Source organism: Chryseobacterium candidae (assembly GCF_004916905.1).
GTDB classification, from domain to species: domain Bacteria; phylum Bacteroidota; class Bacteroidia; order Flavobacteriales; family Weeksellaceae; genus Chryseobacterium; species Chryseobacterium candidae.
Genome location: NZ_SDLV01000019.1, coordinates 141,458 through 161,462, shown reverse-complemented (window position 1 = coordinate 161,462; position 20,005 = coordinate 141,458). Strand labels below are relative to the sequence as shown.

At 37.4% G+C, this 20,005-nt stretch carries 20 protein-coding genes; 9 read left to right on the top strand and 11 right to left on the bottom strand.

Annotated elements, in window-relative coordinates:
* The first annotated feature begins 13 nt into the window (after window positions 1-13).
* A complete protein-coding gene (locus EK417_RS10855) occupies window positions 14-1,072 on the top strand; it encodes a diphosphomevalonate decarboxylase (protein WP_136522167.1) in 1,059 nt (352 codons plus the stop codon).
* 45 nt (window positions 1,073-1,117) lie between these two features.
* Here EK417_RS10855 and EK417_RS10850 read toward each other — a convergent pair whose 3' ends face one another.
* Window positions 1,118-2,200, bottom strand: coding sequence for an endonuclease/exonuclease/phosphatase family protein (locus EK417_RS10850; RefSeq protein WP_076597408.1), 1,083 nt, complete (start codon window positions 2,198-2,200; stop codon window positions 1,118-1,120).
* A gap of 108 nt (window positions 2,201-2,308) precedes the next feature.
* Here EK417_RS10850 and EK417_RS10845 point away from each other — a divergent pair, with 108 nt between their 5' ends.
* Together EK417_RS10845 and gloA2 are read left to right on the top strand one after the other, a co-directional pair.
* Window positions 2,309-2,749, top strand: coding sequence for a nuclear transport factor 2 family protein (locus tag EK417_RS10845; RefSeq protein WP_136522166.1), 441 nt, complete (start codon window positions 2,309-2,311; stop codon window positions 2,747-2,749).
* Between the two features lie 32 nt (window positions 2,750-2,781).
* Entirely contained in the window at window positions 2,782-3,159 is a 378-nt protein-coding gene (gloA2, locus tag EK417_RS10840) for an SMU1112c/YaeR family gloxylase I-like metalloprotein (RefSeq protein WP_110366695.1), read from the top strand.
* A 4-nt stretch (window positions 3,160-3,163) separates the two neighbouring features.
* On the opposite strand, the gene EK417_RS10835 is transcribed toward gloA2, so the two are convergent.
* Both EK417_RS10835 and EK417_RS10830 read right to left on the bottom strand, forming a co-directional pair.
* The gene (locus EK417_RS10835) at window positions 3,164-3,547 is read right to left on the bottom strand and encodes a DUF1634 domain-containing protein (RefSeq protein WP_076597405.1); all 384 of its coding nucleotides are present in this window, start codon (window positions 3,545-3,547) and stop codon (window positions 3,164-3,166) included.
* Complete coding sequence (locus EK417_RS10830) at window positions 3,547-4,377, bottom strand: sulfite exporter TauE/SafE family protein (RefSeq protein WP_076597404.1); 831 nt, start codon at window positions 4,375-4,377, stop codon at window positions 3,547-3,549. Before EK417_RS10830 ends, EK417_RS10835 begins: the two co-directional genes overlap by 1 nt.
* Before the next feature lie 85 nt (window positions 4,378-4,462).
* On the opposite strand from EK417_RS10830, the gene EK417_RS10825 reads away from it, so the two are divergent.
* Together EK417_RS10825 and EK417_RS10820 are read left to right on the top strand one after the other, a co-directional pair.
* Entirely contained in the window at window positions 4,463-5,026 is a 564-nt protein-coding gene (locus EK417_RS10825) for a DUF1543 domain-containing protein (RefSeq protein WP_228407988.1), read from the top strand.
* A 24-nt stretch (window positions 5,027-5,050) separates the two neighbouring features.
* Window positions 5,051-6,163, top strand: a complete 1,113-nt coding sequence (locus EK417_RS10820; RefSeq protein ID WP_136522165.1) for a 5-(carboxyamino)imidazole ribonucleotide synthase — start codon at window positions 5,051-5,053, stop codon at window positions 6,161-6,163.
* 271 nt (window positions 6,164-6,434) lie between these two features.
* Here the strand turns inward: EK417_RS10820 and EK417_RS10815 are convergent, their stop codons facing one another.
* From EK417_RS10815 to EK417_RS10805, 3 genes are all read right to left on the bottom strand, one after another.
* Window positions 6,435-8,558 (bottom strand): cation:proton antiporter, encoded by a 2,124-nt coding sequence (locus tag EK417_RS10815; protein WP_136522164.1) that lies wholly within the window; start codon window positions 8,556-8,558, stop codon window positions 6,435-6,437.
* Window positions 8,559-8,564: 6 nt separating this feature from the next.
* Entirely contained in the window at window positions 8,565-9,131 is a 567-nt protein-coding gene (locus tag EK417_RS10810; protein ID WP_076597401.1) for a hypothetical protein, read from the bottom strand.
* Window positions 9,132-9,273: 142 nt separating this feature from the next.
* On the bottom strand, window positions 9,274-10,182 hold the full coding sequence (locus tag EK417_RS10805; RefSeq protein ID WP_136522163.1) for a DMT family transporter: 909 nt from the start codon (window positions 10,180-10,182) through the stop codon (window positions 9,274-9,276).
* Window positions 10,183-10,371: 189 nt separating this feature from the next.
* Here EK417_RS10805 and purE point away from each other — a divergent pair, with 189 nt between their 5' ends.
* The gene (gene purE, locus EK417_RS10800; protein WP_034699885.1) at window positions 10,372-10,875 is read left to right on the top strand and encodes a 5-(carboxyamino)imidazole ribonucleotide mutase; all 504 of its coding nucleotides are present in this window, start codon (window positions 10,372-10,374) and stop codon (window positions 10,873-10,875) included.
* A gap of 136 nt (window positions 10,876-11,011) precedes the next feature.
* On the opposite strand, the gene yiaA is transcribed toward purE, so the two are convergent.
* From yiaA to ahcY, 3 genes are all read right to left on the bottom strand, one after another.
* Entirely contained in the window at window positions 11,012-11,404 is a 393-nt protein-coding gene (yiaA, locus tag EK417_RS10795) for an inner membrane protein YiaA (protein ID WP_034699887.1), read from the bottom strand.
* Between the two features lie 258 nt (window positions 11,405-11,662).
* Window positions 11,663-12,457, bottom strand: coding sequence for a hypothetical protein (locus tag EK417_RS10790; protein ID WP_136522162.1), 795 nt, complete (start codon window positions 12,455-12,457; stop codon window positions 11,663-11,665).
* Between the two features lie 101 nt (window positions 12,458-12,558).
* On the bottom strand, window positions 12,559-13,872 hold the full coding sequence (gene ahcY, locus EK417_RS10785; RefSeq protein WP_076597398.1) for an adenosylhomocysteinase: 1,314 nt from the start codon (window positions 13,870-13,872) through the stop codon (window positions 12,559-12,561).
* Window positions 13,873-14,038: 166 nt separating this feature from the next.
* On the opposite strand from ahcY, the gene EK417_RS10780 reads away from it, so the two are divergent.
* Together EK417_RS10780 and EK417_RS10775 are read left to right on the top strand one after the other, a co-directional pair.
* Window positions 14,039-14,557, top strand: coding sequence for a HugZ family pyridoxamine 5'-phosphate oxidase (locus tag EK417_RS10780; protein WP_076597397.1), 519 nt, complete (start codon window positions 14,039-14,041; stop codon window positions 14,555-14,557).
* Window positions 14,558-14,830: 273 nt separating this feature from the next.
* The gene (locus EK417_RS10775) at window positions 14,831-15,445 is read left to right on the top strand and encodes a 4'-phosphopantetheinyl transferase family protein (RefSeq protein WP_136522161.1); all 615 of its coding nucleotides are present in this window, start codon (window positions 14,831-14,833) and stop codon (window positions 15,443-15,445) included.
* Here the strand turns inward: EK417_RS10775 and EK417_RS10770 are convergent.
* Window positions 15,426-17,696: an FUSC family protein gene (locus EK417_RS10770; RefSeq protein ID WP_136522160.1), complete on the bottom strand. Its 2,271-nt coding sequence runs from the start codon at window positions 17,694-17,696 to the stop codon at window positions 15,426-15,428. The two genes, EK417_RS10775 and EK417_RS10770, sit on opposite strands and share 20 nt — an antisense overlap.
* Window positions 17,697-17,927: 231 nt before the next feature.
* On the opposite strand from EK417_RS10770, the gene blaCHM reads away from it, so the two are divergent.
* Window positions 17,928-18,686 (top strand): CHM family subclass B1 metallo-beta-lactamase, encoded by a 759-nt coding sequence (gene blaCHM, locus EK417_RS10765; RefSeq protein WP_136522159.1) that lies wholly within the window; start codon window positions 17,928-17,930, stop codon window positions 18,684-18,686.
* A 138-nt stretch (window positions 18,687-18,824) separates the two neighbouring features.
* On the opposite strand, the gene porV is transcribed toward blaCHM, so the two are convergent.
* Entirely contained in the window at window positions 18,825-19,988 is a 1,164-nt protein-coding gene (gene porV, locus EK417_RS10760; protein ID WP_076597393.1) for a type IX secretion system outer membrane channel protein PorV, read from the bottom strand.
* Window positions 19,989-20,005 lie beyond the last annotated feature (17 nt).

Sequence of the window (20,005 nt, the reverse complement as noted above, 5' to 3'; positions counted from 1 at the left end):
CTTAAATTAAACTATGACGACACAAGATTTTATAGGAAAAGAAAATTTCACCATTCATACCCAAACGGTTACAGAAAGCTGTCCGTCCAATATTGCCCTGATCAAATACTGGGGAAAATATGCTGGTCAGATTCCTGCTAATCCAAGCATCAGTTATACCTTAAACCATTGCAAGACCAATACTTCAATGGAATTTACAGCGAACGAGCCTTTTTCAGTACGGACTTTCCTGGCTGGAAATGAAGAAGTGAAATTTGCCGAAAAAATTGAAAAATATTTCAGAAATATAGAGCAGTATCTTCCGTGGATTTTAAAAGGAAAATATATCATCAGAACAGAGAATACATTCCCGCATAGTTCCGGGATTGCAAGTTCAGCTTCAGGATTTGGAGCCATTGCAAAATGTCTGATGGCTTTAGATGCTTCCTTTACTGAAAAAACATCTGAAGAAGAGTCATTGAGAAAAGCTTCATTCTTAGCAAGATTAGGAAGTGGAAGTGCATGCAGAAGCTTATATAACGGACTTGTGGTGTGGGGAAAAACGGATGAGGTAGCCGAAAGCTCAGATTTGTTCGGAGTACAATATCCTGATGCAGAAATTCATGAAGTCTTCAAAAACTTTAATGACTGGGTTTTGCTGATTCATGAAGGACAGAAAAGTGTTTCTTCAACGGTAGGACATGGTTTGATGAATACCAATCCTTATGCAGAAAGAAGATTCCGGGAAGCAAGGGAAAACTTTGTTCCCATGAAAGAAATCCTGAAAAACGGAGATATGGAAAGTTTTATCAAGCTGGTAGAACATGAAGCACTTACACTGCATGCGATGATGATGATGAGTGATCCTGCTTTTATCCTGATGAAAACAGGAACTTTGGAAGTTATCAATAAAATATGGGATTTCAGAAGAGAAACCGGTCTTCCTTTATTCTTTACGCTGGATGCAGGAGCGAATGTTCACCTTCTGTTTCCATGTAATGGTTCTGAGGAACAGATGAAAGCCTTTATTGAAGCTGAATTATTACAGCATACTCAAAAAAATGGAGTAGTAAAGGATGTGATGAGATTCTAAATAAGAATAAATATTCAATGGGAGTGGGCTTTTTAGCCCACTTTTTTAATCCTCAGTAACAACCGTTTCCCGTTCGCCATCTTCTTTCTTTCCTTCCTCTATCATGATTTCAGCCTCAGCTTTCTCCTCAGATGTTGCTGTTTCTATCAATTCTTCCTGCTCATCGTTGTGATGATCTATAAAAAACTCGCAGTAGACCGGAAGGTGGTCAGATCCAAAATTCTCCAATGTCTTCAGCTGTTGAATAAAAATATCTTCACTGTGAAACATCAGATCGATAGGAAACCTTAAAAGACGGTATTTTGCATGAAACGTAGAAACAAAAGAGTGCCCGATTCTGGGATCTATGAGGTGACTGGTTTTTCTGAAAAGAACAGATGATCTTGACCATGCAACATTATTAAAGTCTCCTACCACAATAACCGGTTTTTGGATTTCTTTTACACGCTTGGCAGTACTTAAAAGATCGCCATCTCTTTCCTTTGATGTTTCTTCCTCCGTAGGACTTGGCGGCGGAGGATGAACCCCGAAGAAAACAAAAGAAAAGCCATCAGCTGTTTTCATGTGGATCTCGATGCTCGGAATATCATCAGCTACAAAATAATGGGTTTTCGCTTCCTTAATCTCAACTTTTGAATAAAAATGCATCCCATAGGTGTTTTCGAGAGTCACTTTATGTTGGAAACCGTATTCTTTTTCTAAAGGTCTCATTGCTTTTTCCCAATCGCCATTGCTTTCCATGGTCATGAAAAAATCAGGATTATGTTTTTTGACAAGTCCGATGAATTTCTCATACTCTTTATTGAACTGATACACATTGGCGGAAATAAAATGCAGTTTATCAGAAGACCTGTGACGCTGTCTGTGTTTTTTTACAGGATAGAAATGGGTATATCTGATCAATGTTTGACCATGATAAATGAACATAACCAGCAGAAGACCCTGATAATACCAGAAATATTCTGTAGAATCTATGAAGAAACCTAATAGAAAAGTAAAGCATATAAGGTAGGTGACCTGTATTTTAGCAAATTCAGGAACTCTGAATATCCAGTGAGAATGCTGTATTTTTGGTAATATAGTCATGACCAGAAGAACTATGGCCAGTGTCAGGTAAATAATCCACATATAAAATCTCTGAAATAATTGGGTTACAATTTAAGGAAAATGAATTTTAAAATTTGTTAATCAATTTAAATTTTATTTTATCTATTTTTAATTATCTAAATCCATACTATGAATAAAATAATTTTATTTCTTGTTCTGATCAGTATTTCGTGTTTCGGCCAGCAGAATAAAGATATTGAAAAACCTATCCGAAACCTGTTCCTTGGTATGAAAAATGCAGACTCTGAGTTGGTAAAATCCGCTTTTGCAGAGAATGCAGTGCTGCAGACCATTACAAAAGAGGGTACTGTAAAAAGTGACAGCATACAGGATTTTGTTGTTTCGGTTTCAAAATTTACAAAAGGAGATCTGGATGAAAGAATTATTATAGAAGCCATTCATACGGATGGAAATCTGGCCAGTGTATTTACTCCTTATTCTTTTTATGTAAAGGGAAAATTATCCCATTGCGGGGCTAATAGTTTTCAGCTCGTAAAACAGAATACCGAATGGAAAATTCAGTATATTATTGATACAAGAAGAAAAGATAACTGTAAAGAAATACAGTAATAAAATTAAAAATTAGTTTAAAATCAGAAAAAATGAAGATTCATCATATCGCCATCATCTGTTCAGATTATGCCGTTTCGAAGGCATTTTATACGGAAATTTTAGATCTGAATATCATCCGTGAAGTATACAGAGAGGAAAGACAGTCTTATAAACTTGATCTGGCCATAGGAGATCATTATGTAATTGAGCTGTTTTCCTTTCCTAATCCCCCACAGCGTCCGTCACGTCCCGAAGCATGTGGCTTAAGGCATCTCGCTTTTTCTGTAGAAAATGTTTCGGAAAAGCGAAATGAACTCATGGAAAAAGGGTTAAACTGTGAAGAAATCCGAATCGATGAATTCACCGGAAAAGAATTTTTCTTTACCCGGGATCCCGACCAGCTGCCGTTAGAGTTTTATGAAATGTGAAAAATTAGTGGGCGTATCCTGCAAAGAAACTCACCGCCATAATCGCTAAAACAATAGAAGAAATGACTACATATACGTAGTCTTTTTCTTTTAAATAACCTATTAAAGCGAAAACAATTCTCATCAGAGGAGTGAAAATCAGTAAAAGAATACCCAGCTGAATAATAGCCGTACCTTCTCCTTTACATAAAGAGTCCCAGAAATGCCCCCAAACCTTTTCAGAAGAAGTTCCTACCACAAGACTGGTATATTTTTCAGGCATTTTAAAACCCTCAAAAAATAACTTGACAAAACCAATCAGCGATGTAGCCACAGACAGAATAACACCCAGTCTCAGAAGATTTCCTACCGAACGGTTCAGATCTACATCTGTAAAATTCTTTTTCATTATCTGAAGCTTTTGTTGATACCGTTATACATCATGTAAATAGAAAGAATGGTAATAACAATGGCAAAAAATACTTTTAATTTTTTAGTCTTCGATACCATCAGCGTTTTTGAACCTATAAAACTTCCGATAACAACTCCTATCAATACGGGAGCTACAATTACCGGAATGATTTCACCTCTCTGGAAGTAGATCAGTGCACTGGCCACAGCCGTTACTCCAATCATAAAGTTACTTGTGGTTGTAGAAACTTTGAAAGGAAGCTTCATCATATTGTCCATTGCCAAAACTTTCAATGCACCGGAACCAATTCCTAGAAGTCCGGACATTGCTCCCGCAAACATCATCATCAAAAATCCGGGAACAGTATTTCTTGCAGAATAGCTTTTCAATACTCCTTTATCAGGGAATGTTCCGTATAATTTCAGTTTTTCTTCCAAACTTCCTTTTACTAAAGGTTCCTGGTGATCAGGTTTTCCTTTAAGATTTAAAATAACTGTTAGAAGAAGAATACTTGCAAAAATAATTCCGATGGTATTGGGGTTAAGCATTCCGGAAACCAGGGCACCAATAATAGCTCCTGCTGTGGTGGCTATTTCGAGAAACATTCCGATTCTCATATTGGTAAAGCCTTCTTTTACGAAAGCTACTGCCGCACCGGAAGAAGTTCCGATCACAGAGATAAGCGAAGCACCGATAGCATAATGCATTGGAACACCAAAACCTAGCGTTAATAAAGGAATGATAATAACTCCTCCTCCTAAACCTGTAAGCGAACCTAAAAGACCCGCAGAAATTGCGCCAAGGAAGAGTATGATGATTTCTGACATACTACAAATAATATTACAAATATAAAATTATTGTGGTAGTCTGCCAAACATTTGAAAAAGATAAATTTAACGTATTTTTGCATGCATGAAAAATGAGTTGAAATTATTTTATATCATCCTCGGGGCAACACCTGAAGGAAGAAATATAGAACAGCACGATGTTTTCTTCGGAATAGCGGAAAATCTTAAAGATCTGGTTCCTGATATGAAAGAATTTTGGAAGGAAGCTGAAGGAAAAATTCATCTGGACTGCTATCAGGAAGTGAGATTTGCAGATGGGTACAAAGTGGAGATTGTAGAAAAAGGAGAGAAATCTTCGGAAAATCAGTTGTTTTTTCTGAATTTAGGCGGGTACAAACCTGGTTTTTTTGAAGAATTTCATGAGCAGCACTTAATGGTAGGGCAGTCTATGGGAGAAATTGTAAAAAGAGCAAAAGTAACCGAATTTTATCAGACAATGGGATTTGAAGGCGCTGTAAGTCATATTGATGATAAACATGGAGTGGATATTGATGATATATTCAATGTAAGTGATATCCTTCCTGCCTCTATGAAAGAAAAGTATTCTATCGTCCTTCAAAAGTCTGATGAAGAAAATCAGGAGAACCCGATGGGGCTTGGCTATTTAAAAATCGATAAAATTCAATAAGCGTAAATCTAATAAAAATAAAAAATGAAAATAGGAATTCTGGGAGGCGGACAGCTGGGAAGAATGTTAATACAAAGTGCATTGAAGTATGATGATGAGTTTTATACGCTGGATCCGGCATCTGATGCTCCATGTCATAATATCTCATATTTTACACAGGGAAATTTCAATGATTATGAAACGGTTCTGAACTTCGGAAAAAATAAAGATGTTGTAACCATTGAAATAGAACACGTAAATGCTGACGCATTGGCAGAACTTGAAAAGCAGGGAGTAAAAGTAGTTCCCAATGCCAATATTATCAAAACAATCCAGCAAAAGATCCTTCAGAAAGAATTTTATAAAGCTCATGATATTCCAAGTCCGGAATTTCAGGTGGTGTGGAACAGTGATGAGAAGATCATCATGCCACTGCCATTTGTTCAGAAGATGAATACAGGAGGATATGATGGAAAAGGAGTACAGGTAATTAAAACGGAAGAAGATTATCAGCATCTATGGACTGAAGCTTCTGTTATTGAAAGTCTTGTAGACATTGAAAAAGAGCTTTCTGTGATTGTTGCAAGAAATGAAAAAGGAGAAACCAATATTTTCCCGGTAACGGAAATGGTAGCTGATCCAAAACTGAATCTTTTAGACTTCAATGTATGTCCGGTTCTTCTTACAGAAGATGTTCAGAACCAGATTGATTCTATTACAGAGAAATTTCTGGCGGCTGTGAACTCACCGGGATTGTTTGCTATCGAATTATTCCTTGATAAAGAAGGAAAAGTGTGGGTGAATGAAACTGCTCCAAGGCTTCACAATTCAGGACATCAGAGCCAGGAAGGAAATACTAATTCGCAATTTGAGCAGATGTACCGTGTGGTGAAAAACTTACCTTTAGCTGATACAGACGCCATCACTTACAGTGGAATGCTGAATCTGGTTGGAGCAGAAGGATACGCTGGAAAAGTAGTGTATGAAGGAATGGAAGATGTTCTTAAACTTCCTGAAACATACATTCATTTATACGGTAAAACAGAAACCAAACCGGGAAGAAAAATGGGACACATCAACGTTCTTGCAGATTCCAGGGAAGAGCTTATGGAAAAGCTTGTACAGGTGAAAGGAATGGTGAGAGTAATTTCTGAATAACCCAATTAAAACATATAAAAGGGAGCTGTTTTAAAGATAACAGCTCCCTTTTTTGTTATGAGATTATTTAAGAGTAAAGGGCTTTAGTCCGTTTACAAATGATTATCAATTCAAATGGCTTTAGCCAAAACTTAATTCCAGGTTTCGGTTAAAACCAATTTTATTTCTATGGTTCACATCGGGCTAAAGCCCGACGCTATTGATTATTGATGAAAAAAAATGATTATTCGTCCATCGATAACTTTCATCATCCCTCTTCCTGCTTCCAGCTTTATTTAAAAATCTTCTGAATCACATTTCCAATCTCCATAAAATCTCCGTGATTTCCTACAGAACGTATTTCCGGACTGTTTTTGTCGTATTCTGAGAAAGGAAAAATAAGAAGGTAATTATTGTCTTTCAGGTTCCTGTTCAACAGTTCAGGGATCAGTCTCATTCTTGGAATATAGGATTTCATGCCGCGTTTTGCCATCAGAATAATCAAGGCTTCATCATCTTTCAGCTGGGCAGCAGTTCTTTCACCATCCTGCCATGTGCTCATGATAATGAATTCTGCTTCTATATTGGCTTTTTTAATGATTTTCTGAAGAATATCAATGATGTTTTCAGGAGCATAAAAGACAACTTTGGCCCCGGAATTTCTGGCAATATTCCACACCCTCAGCAATGCATGGAAGAAACCTGCTTCCTGATGAGCATTTTCGGGAATCATCACTGCATATTTTTTAATGGTGGAAAGCGGTTGTGCAGCATGGTAAACCAGTACATTCACATCATCATTCTGCAGATAACCGTTGTAAAGATTGTATACAAAAGAAGGGGAGAACCCTTTTTCATCTTCCAGTCCAATAATGAGATCGGTGATTTTCTGTTCTTTAATCACATTATTCACTCCATTGATGACATCATTGTCATATCTTTTTAAAGACTGTAATTTTACATCTGCCGCCGCCGCTGTATCTGCTGCCTGGTGAAGAAGTTTCTCCGCATTCTTTACCGAAGATTCATTTTTGTCTTCGTTGATGACATTCAACGCAAAAAGATCTTCCGTATTGGAATGTGCTTTGATCAGAATTCCCAGATTCACCATTCTCTCAACCGTTGCTTCGTGATTGATGGCTAAGAGAATATTTTCTTCTTCGTGGGTATTTCCTGAAACGGTATCTTCATTATCACTTTCCGCAATTTTCTGGGCACTGGCCATAGAAATGAAAGAGGAGATGGTACAGGAAATCAGGATCAGTAAAATACTTCCGTTCAAGACGTGTTCATTTAATAATCTTACCGGCTCTCCGGTTTCGGTTTCAGAAAGGATGATGTTATAACCTACCATTACAGAAGCCAGTGTTGCCGCTGCAGAAGCGGAGCTTAATCCGAAGATCAGTTTTCCTTCCTCTTTGGTCAGCCTGAATGTTTTTTGAGTGGCAACTGCAGAAAGATATTTCCCTCCGATAGAGGCTGCCAGCATAATTCCTGCTACTTCGAGGGTTTCCCAGCTTTTGAAGAACACCTTGAAATCAATCAGCATTCCTACACTGATCAAAAAGAACGGGATGAATATGGCATTTCCTACAAACTCAACCCTGTTCATCAATGAAGAAGTGTGAGGAATAAGTCTGTTCAGAGCCAATCCGGCAAAGAATGCCCCGATGATGGCTTCTACACCAGCCAGTTCAGCAAGCATAGCCGCCAGATAAATCATCACCAGTACAAAAATATACTGTGAGATTTTATCATCCACTCTTTTGAAAAACCAACGGCCAATAATAGGGAATACAATAAGTACAATCAGGGCAAAGACCACAAAAGAGACCGATAATTTAACCCAAAACTCTGTTCCTACCTCACCCTGGGACATTCCTACAATCACAGCAAGTACCAATAAGGCAAGAATATCGGTGATCATTGTACCTCCAACGGTGATATTAACGGCCTTGTTTTTCGCAATTCCCAACTTACTCACCAATGGATAAGCAATAAGCGTGTGAGAAGAAAAAAGACTGGCAAACAGAATGGAGGTCAGCATGGAGAAATGTAAAAGATAATATCCTCCCAGATATCCCAATACAAAAGGGGCTGTAAAGGTATAGATACCAAAAGTGAGACTTTTCCATTTGTTCTTTTTAAAATCGCCCATATCAATCTCAAGCCCAGCCAGAAACATAATGTAAAGAAGCCCGGTAGTTCCTGTTACCACAATACTGCTGTCTCTGGACAAAACATTGAATCCGTTCGGACCAATGATGGCCCCGGCAATGATAAGTCCCAAAAGGTGAGGAACTTTGATTTTATTAAGCAGCAATGGTGCTGCAAGGATGATGACCAGTACCAACAGGAATTTCAGTACCGGGTCTTCTATAGGAAGACTCAGGTTGTGTATACTCAGTAAAATCATATGTGTTTATTTTGTGGAACGTACTAATTCAACAGAGAACTTGGCGGTACAGCCATCAGAAGTAATAGTTCTGGTTCCTTTGATCTTGTTGTCTGAAATATCATTAAGAAGAACGCTCATTTCTACATTCTTTTTGGCTGTAGAATCGGTTTTGAAAGACAGTCTGATCTCATTGTTTTCAAACTTGCCCGTATACAGCCTTACCAGATTATTGTTATTGATGATTTTGGTGATGGGCTGGGTAGAATCATTGTCGAATTCCCAGATATCAGTACGCTGGTCGCCCACAGCATATTCGCTGCAGTTGGATTCTGTACAGATTACCTTACCGTTCCATGGGCCGGAAATTTCCGTAGGCCATACAGCAGCAATTACTACAGAATCTTTTTTGGAAAAAATACTGTCTCTCATTTTTAGAAGAGACTGATATTCGGATTCTTTTTTTGCGAATACTTTTTCTTTTTCTAATAATTGTTTTTCCCTGTCTGTCAGGTTCTTTTCCTTCTCTTTGTAATTACAGCTTACCAATAGAAAAGAGGCAGCCAGCAATAAAAAAAATGTGTTTTTCAGCATATTGTATCGGTTGGAGTATACAATATAAGGAAAATGAAGGAAATACAAAACCCAGCAGGAACAGATCTGATTTTAATTATATTTAATAAGTTAGAAAACAGTTGAATAGATAGGGTAAGATAATTTGATATTATTTTCTGTTTTAAGATTCAATTCTTTGTCTTTTGAACATCTCCGGTTTGTAATTAATAATGAAAACTCCACAGATAATCATGACAGTTGCAAGAATAAATTTAAACGTTACTTGTTCATCCATAATCAGCCAGCCTAGAAATATGGCAATAATAGTGTTGATGTAAGCAAGGATAGAAACCTGAACCGGAGAAATTTTCGTCAGTGCATAATGAAAAGCGAAAAAAGCAGCAACAGAACCAAAAACAGCAAGGTATAACATCGCTGAAATACTTTTGATTGTCCAGTTTCCGAAGTTGTAATTTTCAGAAAACAGAAAAGCAAAAATAACCTGAACTACTCCTGCAAAGAGGAACTGATAGAACAGATTCAATGTAATATTTCCGCTTTGGATGTTTAATTTCTTAGTGAAAATAGTTCCCGAGGCCCAGCCTGCGATGGCACAGAAAAGGAAGATCATTCCCATTCTGTAATCAGGATTGGCAAGATCTTTAAGTCCGTCCCAAAAAATAAAAAGAATGCCGCTGAAACAAAGCAGAACGCCACTAAGTGCGCGTACACTGAATTTCTGCAATCCTACAGCTACACTTCCCAGAAACACAAGAATAGGAGAGCATGCACTGATCAGCGAGGCAAGACTGCTCGAAACAGTTTCTTCAGCCACGGTAGTCATCCCATTCGCTACCACCAGCATCAGGGATGCAAAAATAATCTGATATCCTAAACTTTTCCAGCCAATCCACTTGAATTGCTTTCTCGAAATAAGAACAATAAGCATGATAACAGAAGCCAGAAGCTGCCGGATTCCCGCTACAAACCATGCAGGAATTGTTTCCACAGCAATACGAATAGCTAAAAAAGTAGTTCCCCAAACGATAGCAACGGTAAGAACAGCAAAAATAAGTTTATAATCTTTCAATGTATATTAAGTAGTGTAACCAACAAAATTAGCCGTTTTAAAATGATTATGATGGGTACAGTTGCTTTGTTTTTTACTGATACAGATAGAATAAAATAGAGATAGTACATGGAGTTTAAAGAACTTCCGGCCTCCTTCTTCCAACTTCCATCTTTATTTTTTATCTTTGAACATCTAATAAAATTGAAGATGGTAGGAATTATTATGGGCAGTCAGAGTGATCTGCCGATCATGGAACAGGCTGCAAATTTTCTTAAGAGCCTTGATATCCCTTACGAATTAACTGTAGTTTCGGCGCATAGAACACCTGAAAGAATGTTCGATTATGCAAAGACTGCTCAGGAAAGAGGTTTAAAGGTAATTGTAGCAGGAGCAGGAGGAGCGGCACACCTTCCGGGTATGGTAGCGAGCTGTACTACGCTTCCGGTAATCGGAGTTCCGATCTTGTCCAGTAATTCTATAGACGGATGGGATTCTGTATTGTCTATTCTTCAGATGCCTGGAGGTATTCCGGTAGCTACCGTAGCCTTGAACGGTGCACTGAATGCAGGAATTTTAGCAGCGAAAATCTTAGGAAGCGGCAATGAAGAAGTAGCCGCAAAACTTCAGAAATATCAGGATTCTTTAAAAGATAAAGTACTGGGAACTGTGGATGATATTAAAGCTCAGCATCCCAATCATTTTGATAAATAGTTTATTTTTAAATGTCCTGTCCTAAAAGTCAGATACATCTTTTGAGAATAGAATATTTGAATATGCCTCCTGTATAGGGATAGGAATAAAATCAGCAAAAACTGAGGCTGTCCAAACTTTTTCGGACAGCCTCTTTTTATTCCTGAAGCATGTTATCACGGGTGTTTTTCTGGACTGCAATGGCTCCGAAGAGAGCGAGTAAAAAGGCAAAGGCATAAAAACCTTTTTCACTTGGAAGAATAGTTGCATTCCAAAGCCCTATTGCCAGTAGTACGATAGATGATAACGTGGCAAACCAGCAGATTCCATAGTAAATGTCTGTCACCTGAATGTTTTCTAATCTATCACGTACTGCTTTCTGCAGCGAAACCACGGCAAATAAACCATAAAGAAGGATGGTGAAATAATATCCCTTCTCATTCAGCAGCATTTCTGCTCTTGCAAGACCAACAATAAAGCCAATCATTCCTGCTCCCAAAGCTACCCACGACGCAGCAACGAATGCATTCGATACTCTTTGTTTTTTCATAGTTTAATGTTTTATTTAAGAGGGCTAAGATATTCATTTTTTATAAATACAGCTCTAATAGAGAGAAAATATAGGGAAAAACCCGGAATAACTGTATGACGTATATTTATGTTTGGGCTAAAGCCAATGGATCTTATTTTTATTTACTGTAAACGGGCTAAAGCCCGTTCCTATTGAATGACAGTGCTTGCGTGAGGAGTATGAGCGGATAGCGGGATCAGCTCATAAAAAACTCCCCAATTTCTGGAGAGCTTTGTATTATTGAGTGATATATTCGTAATTATATTGAGCTGAAAGGTTTCCGTTGGCTTCTTTTGAAATGACCTGAATAGGTAGGCCTGCGCTGTTGTATTGTATGGTGGAAGTTCTGGTTTGATTTTGTATCCAAACGCCATTACTTTTGTAACTTATTTTTTCTATCAAATAATTATTTTTGCTTATAACATAAGCTCCTCTCATCGTAATTCTAAGATATTTGTTGAGATTCGTATATGGGTTTAGTTTATCATCATAAGAGAAGTCGATTCTAGTACCGAAGGAACCTCCGGTTTCTGAAGTTTCTGATGAAATATTGGTTCCATCATAGGTATAAGTATCAATCATTGGATTGGAGCAATCCGGTGACTGACAAAGGGAAGAAGAAGCAACCTGTCCGTTTGCATTATAGGTGTAGGTAACGGTTCTGTTATTGGCTGGATTGGGATAAATTGCTTTAACGTTTGCCAGCTGATCTCCATTATAATTAAAAACTGAATAATATTCCAGCGTCTGATTGTTAGTGTAGTAATTGATCTTGACGGGTTTTCCGTTATTGTATTCAACTGTAGAACTTCCTGATGCGGATATCGTTTTTATGAGTTCTCCCTGGCTATTGTATTCCAGGTTTTCTATACTGGTCTGTGGCTGAGATGGGTTGTCATAGTAAACTATAGTGATTTTACTTAATAATAATTTTTTCTCAGTAGGTTCATTTACCGCATCGTCATTACTGCTGTTGCAGCTGTTAAAGAATGCAACACATCCCATTAATCCTAGAAATAATATTTTTTTCATGCTATTTTTTAAGCGGCAAAAATAAGAAATGCTTCATATGCTGCATAAAAAAATCCCACTATCTTACCAATAGTGGGATCATATCATGTTTTATTAAGATCTTAGTATCTGTAGTATTCAGGCTTGAATGGCCCTTTTACGTCTACTCCGATGTACTCAGCCTGCTCAGGAGAAAGAGTTTCAAGCTCTACGCTTAATTTCTTAAGGTGTAAAGCAGCTACTTTTTCGTCAAGGTGCTTAGGAAGCATATATACCTCGTTTTTGTAAGCAGCAGAGTTGTTCCATAATTCGATCTGAGCCAATGTCTGGTTAGAAAAAGAGTTAGACATTACGAAACTTGGGTGACCTGTAGCACATCCTAAGTTTACCAATCTACCTTCTGCAAGGATGATCACTTCTTTTCCTTCGATAGTATAGATATCAACCTGAGGCTTCACTTCTGATTTAGTATGACCATAGTTTTTGTTTAACCATGCCATATCGATTTCATTATCGAAGTGACCGATATTACAAACGATCGCTTTATCTTTCATTTTAAGGAAGTGCTCTCCTCTTACGATATTGAAGTTACCTGTTGTAGTGATGATGATATCAGCATTGTCTACTACAGTGTCTAATCTTTTTACTTCGTAACCGTCCATAGCAGCCTGAAGTGCACAGATCGGGTCGATTTCCGTAACAGTAACAATAGAACCAGCTCCTCTGAATGAAGCAGCAGTACCTTTACCTACGTCTCCGTATCCGCAAACTACCACTCTTTTTCCAGCAAGCATTACGTCTGTAGCTCTTCTTACTGCATCTACAGCAGATTCTTTACATCCGTATTTGTTGTCGAATTTAGATTTAGTAACTGAATCATTTACGTTGATAGCAGGCATTACCAAAGTTCCGTTCTTCATTCTTTCATATAGTCTGTGGACTCCTGTAGTGGTTTCTTCAGAAAGACCTTTAATATCTTTTGTGAATTCAGGATATTTATCAAAAACCATGTTTGTTAAATCTCCACCATCATCCAAGATCATGTTTAATGGCTTTCTGTCTTCACCGAAGAATAAAGTCTGCTCAATACACCAGTCAAATTCCTCTTCATTTAATCCTTTCCACGCATACACCGGAATTCCTGCAGCAGCAATAGCAGCAGCAGCATGATCCTGTGTAGAGAAAATATTACAAGATGACCATGTAACTTCAGCTCCTAAAGCTACAAGAGTCTCGATAAGCACAGCCGTTTGGATCGTCATGTGAAGACATCCGGCGATTCTTGCTCCTTTCAGCGGCTGAGATGGTCCGTATTCTTCACGGATAGCCATCAGACCTGGCATTTCTGCTTCTGCAAGGGTAATTTCTTTTCTACCCCATTCTGCAAGGGAGATATCCTTAACTTTATAAGGAATGTATTGTGTTGTAGTACTCATATGTAATGAATAGTTTTAAATTCAATTGATAACGAAAGGCAAAATTACGATTAATAATTAAGATATAAAAACGACAAACCAGGTTCAATTTTATGAGATTAAACATGATTTAATATTATTTAGTCTTAATATAAATAATTAATTTTAGCTGATAAACAAATATATTATGAATCAGACCCATACAGAAAAGAAAATCAAACCTGTTGCTCCCAAAGTACAGGAACTGATTAATGCTTCAAAAAGTGTAATTCTTGCTACTGTTGATGCCGGAGGAAATCCTAATTCAAGCTATGCACCTTTTGTACAGCTAGATCATACATTCTATATTCTGGTATCTTTCATGGCAAAACATACTAAAAATCTTGCAGACGGAAGAAAAACATCTATTATGTTTATTAAAGATGAATCGGCGACTAAACAAATTTATGCCCGCGAACGCCTGACCATTGAAGCAGCCACTTCTCAGATTGAAAAAGATTCTGAAATAGGGAATACTGTAGTTGCGAAACTTAGAAAAACTCACGGTAAAGTGGTAGAGGTAATTTCCGAAATGGGAGATTTCATTTTAATTGCATTGCAGCCTGTAAAAGGATCTTATGTAAACGGTTTCGGAAGTGCTTATTTTGTAGATGCTAATCTGGAAATAGTAGAGCACAGAAATGATGTGAACCATCAGGCTAAATAAGTAAGCTGGAAGCATGAAGCTGGAGGTTTGTAAAGATTAGGGAAACAAAGAGTTTGTTTTTTCATCAACGAATTACTTTTATAAAGTCTGACAATTATTTTTAGCGCGAATAGTAACTTCCATCTTCCCACTCCCAGCTTCCTTTCCTTAGCCTTTTTTACCAACAATTTCTTTTATCTGATCTGAAAATTATTTTTACAACGAATAGTAACTTCCATCCTCCAGCTCACAGCTTCAAGCTTTTTTTAGTATTTTTGTCTCATATAAAAAAGAATGCCCCTCTACAGAGATTTTTCAGATGACAATGCCACAATTTTGGTTTGGAAGTACGATGAAAGTGAAGAACTTGATATCAATGAACTTCTGGAGCCGGAAAATGCCGAAAAGGTAAAAGATTATCATCCTAAAAAACTACTGGAAGTCCTGATGGTTCGCAAGCTCCTGAAAGAATTAAAACCGGATTCTAAAATTTTATATAAAGAAAGGGAACCCTTTCTTTCTCCCTACGATGCGGAAATTTCTATTACGCATTCTTTTCCCTTTGCTGCGATTGCTATTTCGAAAAATAAAATAGGAATTGATATTGAAAAATTCAACCCTAAGATTTTAAGGGTGATTGATAAATTTACCTATGAAAATGAGCGTGGATTTATTCCTGAAGATAAGGCAGATACTTTTTACACTATTATATGGAGTGTGAAGGAAAGTATGTACAAAATCCACCACTCAAAATACTGGTCTTTAAAGAAAAACTATGAAGTAAAGCCATTCGGGCTGAAGCATCTTCATAAAATAAGCTGCCGTGTATATGATGATCAGTTTTCAGATGAGTTCAAAGCCAGAGTAGAATTTTTTGACGATTACTGTTTTACGATTGTGGAGGAGTAGCGGTAGATTCTGTTTCGTTTTTATATTTTTCGATCACTTTTCTCTGTTCTTTTGCTACATCATAGATCAGCTCAAGGATATCATGGATATTTTTAAGCTCTGTTAAATGTGATATTTTATCAGGGTCTCTTCTGTCTACGATTTCATTTTCCTCAATCTCGGTTTTTCTTTTCAGAAGCATATCTTCAATGGAAGAATCTTCCGGCTCAAGACGGCTTTCCCGTTTCAGTGTTTCGTTAACATCGTTTCCGTTGAGAAGGGTAGAGGTTTGCTGCATTTCGGCCTCAATCTTTCTGCTCCAGCTTTCAGCATCTATTTCAGGATATTGCTCATTACTTTTGGAGTATTGAGACAGGGAAGCGGTATAGGCCGTAATCAGATGTGATGTAGCCACAAATTGGTGTACTACTTCCAGTTTTTTCTGCTGGTTTTTAGGATCGGAAATCATTCTCTGGAAATTATCGGAAAGATTAGCCAAAGAAATAATGGCATTTTTTCGTTTTACCTTATAATCTTCAAGATCGAAATTTCCTTCTAAGAATTTAGAAATTACACTCTGGAAATAGATAAGGTTGTCAGAGGCAGACTTTTTCATCAGATCCAGGTTTTGTGTATGTTCCCACACCGGAAGTACAATATAAGACACCACAAAAGCTATGATTCCGGCAATGGCAGTATCCAGGATTCTGTCTTTAAAAATAATATTGACTTTCCCGGGGTTTAAAAAATTAAAACTCAGAAAAATATAAATTGTCATGAATAAAACTGCCCAGAAATACCGCCCTTTCAAAAAGCTGAAGCACATAATCATACTGATAAGGAGAATCGCAAATAAAACCCCGTTAATATGTATAAAATGCAGAATCGCATACGCAATACTTGCCCCGGCAATCGTTCCATAGAGACGGAGAAGGTTTCTCTGTTTAGTAATGGAATAAGCTGGTTTTAAAATTGCTGTAATGGTAATTAATATCCAATACGTGTGCCCCAGTCCAAGAAAATCGAACATAGAAAAAACATATCCCAGCAATAAAGCTGTTGTAATTCTTATGGCATGGCGGAAATGGGAAGATGATAATGATATATTATTTCTCAGAACCTTGGCATTCAATTTAGGCTCATTAGGCATAAATTTCTTAAGGTCTAACCCTGTAGATAAACTTTTCGCCAGTTTGATATCCTGTGAAAATACTTTATAGATCTCGTTGATCTCCTTTGTGATCTCATAGATACGCATCAGGATCTGGCGCAGGATCATGAAATTTTCCAGATTGTCCGGCGAAAGCTGCTTATTTCTAAGTTCGAAATAATTATAATTTAAGCTTTTTAATTCCTGTTCCAGATTAAACATCGGCTTTGCTCTGGTACCACTTTGAAGAGCAATTCCGATATTGGTGATCTCTTCAGCCAAAAGGTTTAGATAATCATGGATATTAACCAGGATCATACTGTCTTCAAAGCTCTGCTGCAGCTTTTGATAATCACTTTCAGAAGTCATCAGTTTTTCATGAAGGTCCATCGAGTTCAGGAACATCAGCATTAATAAACGACTGGTGGTCGTAGATTCATTGACGATGGTTCTGGTTTTGAAAACTGTTTCCCGCGTATCTTCCTGCAGATTTTTTATTTGAATCTGCCTGGCAATAACCTGAGTTGTCAGCTTATTAAAATCAGGATTTTTCTGATAATAATTGGCTTTGATCTTTAAAAAATCAGCCAGCTGGAGATAATTTTCACCAATCATCTGGCTTGCCAGTTTATAAGGACGAATAGTTGTTACAACAAGGAATATAAGTAAAAACCATATACAGCCGGAAGCAAAAATCAATAAACTTTTAAAGATATTGCTTCCTGTAAGATGCCCATCAATAAAGATGGCGAGTACCACAAGCGATAATGAACCTACAGCAGTTAATCTCTGACCATACACGCCAATGAGGGAAAAAAACATCCCAAAGACAATGACCTCCAGAATCACCAGTACTTTGATATTCATTACAAGGCTGGCAATGAGCGCTACAAAGACAAAACAGCATATAGCGAAAGTAAGAGCATTTCTTCTTCGGATAAAAGGGCCGGGTTGGTCTGTAAGAGCCACAAAGCTGGTTCCGAGAGGGAAAAGGAAATATTCTTTCAAAATCCCGAAGTGGGCGAGGACTAAACAAGGCAGAACAGTTGCTAATGTAATTCTGATGGCAGAATATACATACTGACTGGTTACAAATTTTTTTAGTTCCGCCGAATAGTTCATATTACAAAAATAGCTATTGAATTTAAGAAAATCGCCATAAAAAAAAGACTTTTCTCAACTTCTATGTTATATTTTTTTAATTCTGCTGTTGGGCTATTTAAAATAAATTGAAAGAAGAGACATAGGAATGATTTACCACTCACAATTGGTCATTTTTAACAGAACAGGTAACAAATCTTATTCCACGAATTCCTACCTTAGCTTGTCTCAAAGTTTAAATAAAAAGGTTTCATGAAAAATACTATTAAAAATGTCTTCATCATATTCTTTTCTTTTTTCATTCTGAGCTGCGGTTCACAGAAAAAGGAAAACTTCAAGGCAAAGAAAGTTTATAAATCCAACACCCTGATTATTACCCAGATTTCGGAAAATTCTTTTATTCATACTTCCTTTAAACAGACCAATGATTTTGGAAATGTACCCTGTAATGGATTGGTTGTGAAAGATCATCACGAAGCTATTGTTTTGGACACCCCAACCAATGATAAAAGTTCAGAAGAGCTGATACGGTGGATTGATGAAAAACTTAATGCAAAAATTAAGGCCATTATTCCAACCCATTTTCATGATGATAGTTTAGGAGGATTGATGGCGTTTCATAAACATCGTATTCCTTCTTACTCTTATACAAAAACAATTGAGCTGGCCCAAGAAAATAATTTTGTTATTCCTGAAAACAGTTTTAATGATGCTGTTATTTTACAAGTCGGGAATAAAGATGTTATCGCAAAATTTTTTGGCGAAGGGCATACAAAAGATAATGCAGTAGGTTATTTCCCGAGCGAGAATATTTTATTTGGTGGCTGCTTATTAAAAGAGCTGGAGGCAGGTAAAGGATATTTGGGTGATGCCAATGTTTCTGCCTGGTCCGCTACTGTTGAAAAAGTAAAAAAAGAATATCCTGATGTGAAAATTGCAGTTCCGGGACATGGAGACTACGGTGATGGAAAACTCCTTGATTATACCATTGCATTATTCAAAGGTCAATAGTGAATTCTTGCTTTGCAAAGTGAATAGTGAATTTTTTCAAGTTTTCAAAAATTGACAAGCGGAGCGGATTGACGATTGACATAAAAAAGCCTCCATACAATAATGTATTGAGGCTTTTTTATATTGCTTTTTCTTTTATTAACGATCGTTGTTGGATGTTTCTTCTCCAATGTTCCAGGTAAGACCGAAACGCAGAGTGTTATCCAAAGCACTGTTGATTTTAGACATATTGATCAGGTAAGAAAGATCAAGTCCGAAAGAACGGTATCTTAACCCGACCCCCGCAGTAGCAAACTGTCTTGCTCCCTGCTCTTCACTTTCATGGAAGTAACCTCCTCTTACAGAAAATGCATTGTCATAGGAATATTCTAAAGCACCACTGTACATAATACTGTTTTTGTTTTTGAAAGATTTTCCGATACCAGCCATTGGTCCTACATTCGGGATCTGGTAGATGGGCTGTCTTGTATTCGGGTCTATTCCTGCATACTCAGATCCTGGAACCAAAAGCTTTGAACCTTCCACAGAAATTCCAACTCTGTTCATATCATCAAGGTACATGTCATATCCAACCCCTAATCTTGCCATAGTAGGAAGATAAGATCTTGATTCTTCATTTCCTGTATAATCCAGTTTTGGACCTAAGTTCTGAACCGCTAAACCTGCATTCACTTTACCATCATATCCACCAATACTGGAGAATCTTGGTGAGGTATAGTATGCTGAAACGTCTACTGCGAAACTGTTGGCCGCTTTAAGAGTGGTATCTGTATTGAAACCTCCGGCTAAGTCTGAACGGATAAATCTACCGGTAACGGCACCTGAGAATGAATCAGAGAGTTTCAAAGCATAGGCAACGTCAATGGAGAATTCGTTTGGTTTTGATGTACCCATGGAAGCGATTTCCGTACCTACCAATTGAGTCAGGTCTACCTGTCCCATATTAAAATAATAGATACTCGCAGAAATTGTAGATCTTTCTTCCTGCCCCAAAAACTTATGGAACGAAGCATATAATAAGAATACATCATTGGTAAGTTTTCCCATGTAAGGCGTATAGTTAAGACCTACGGAAGAACTTGTCCTGCTGAAAGGGTATTTAGCCGCATTCCAGAATTGTGAAAATGCATCCGGAGAGGTTACCACCCCTTGATCTCCCATACCTCCCGATCTTGCATCAGGTGCAATTCTTAAGAAAGGAGCTCCGGTAAGAACTGGGTTTACTTTACCTAAATCTTGCGAATAGCCTAAAAAACCAGCACTCAAACCAAATCCTAATAGCAGTTTAGTAGTTAAATTCATATGTTGTCTTTTATATA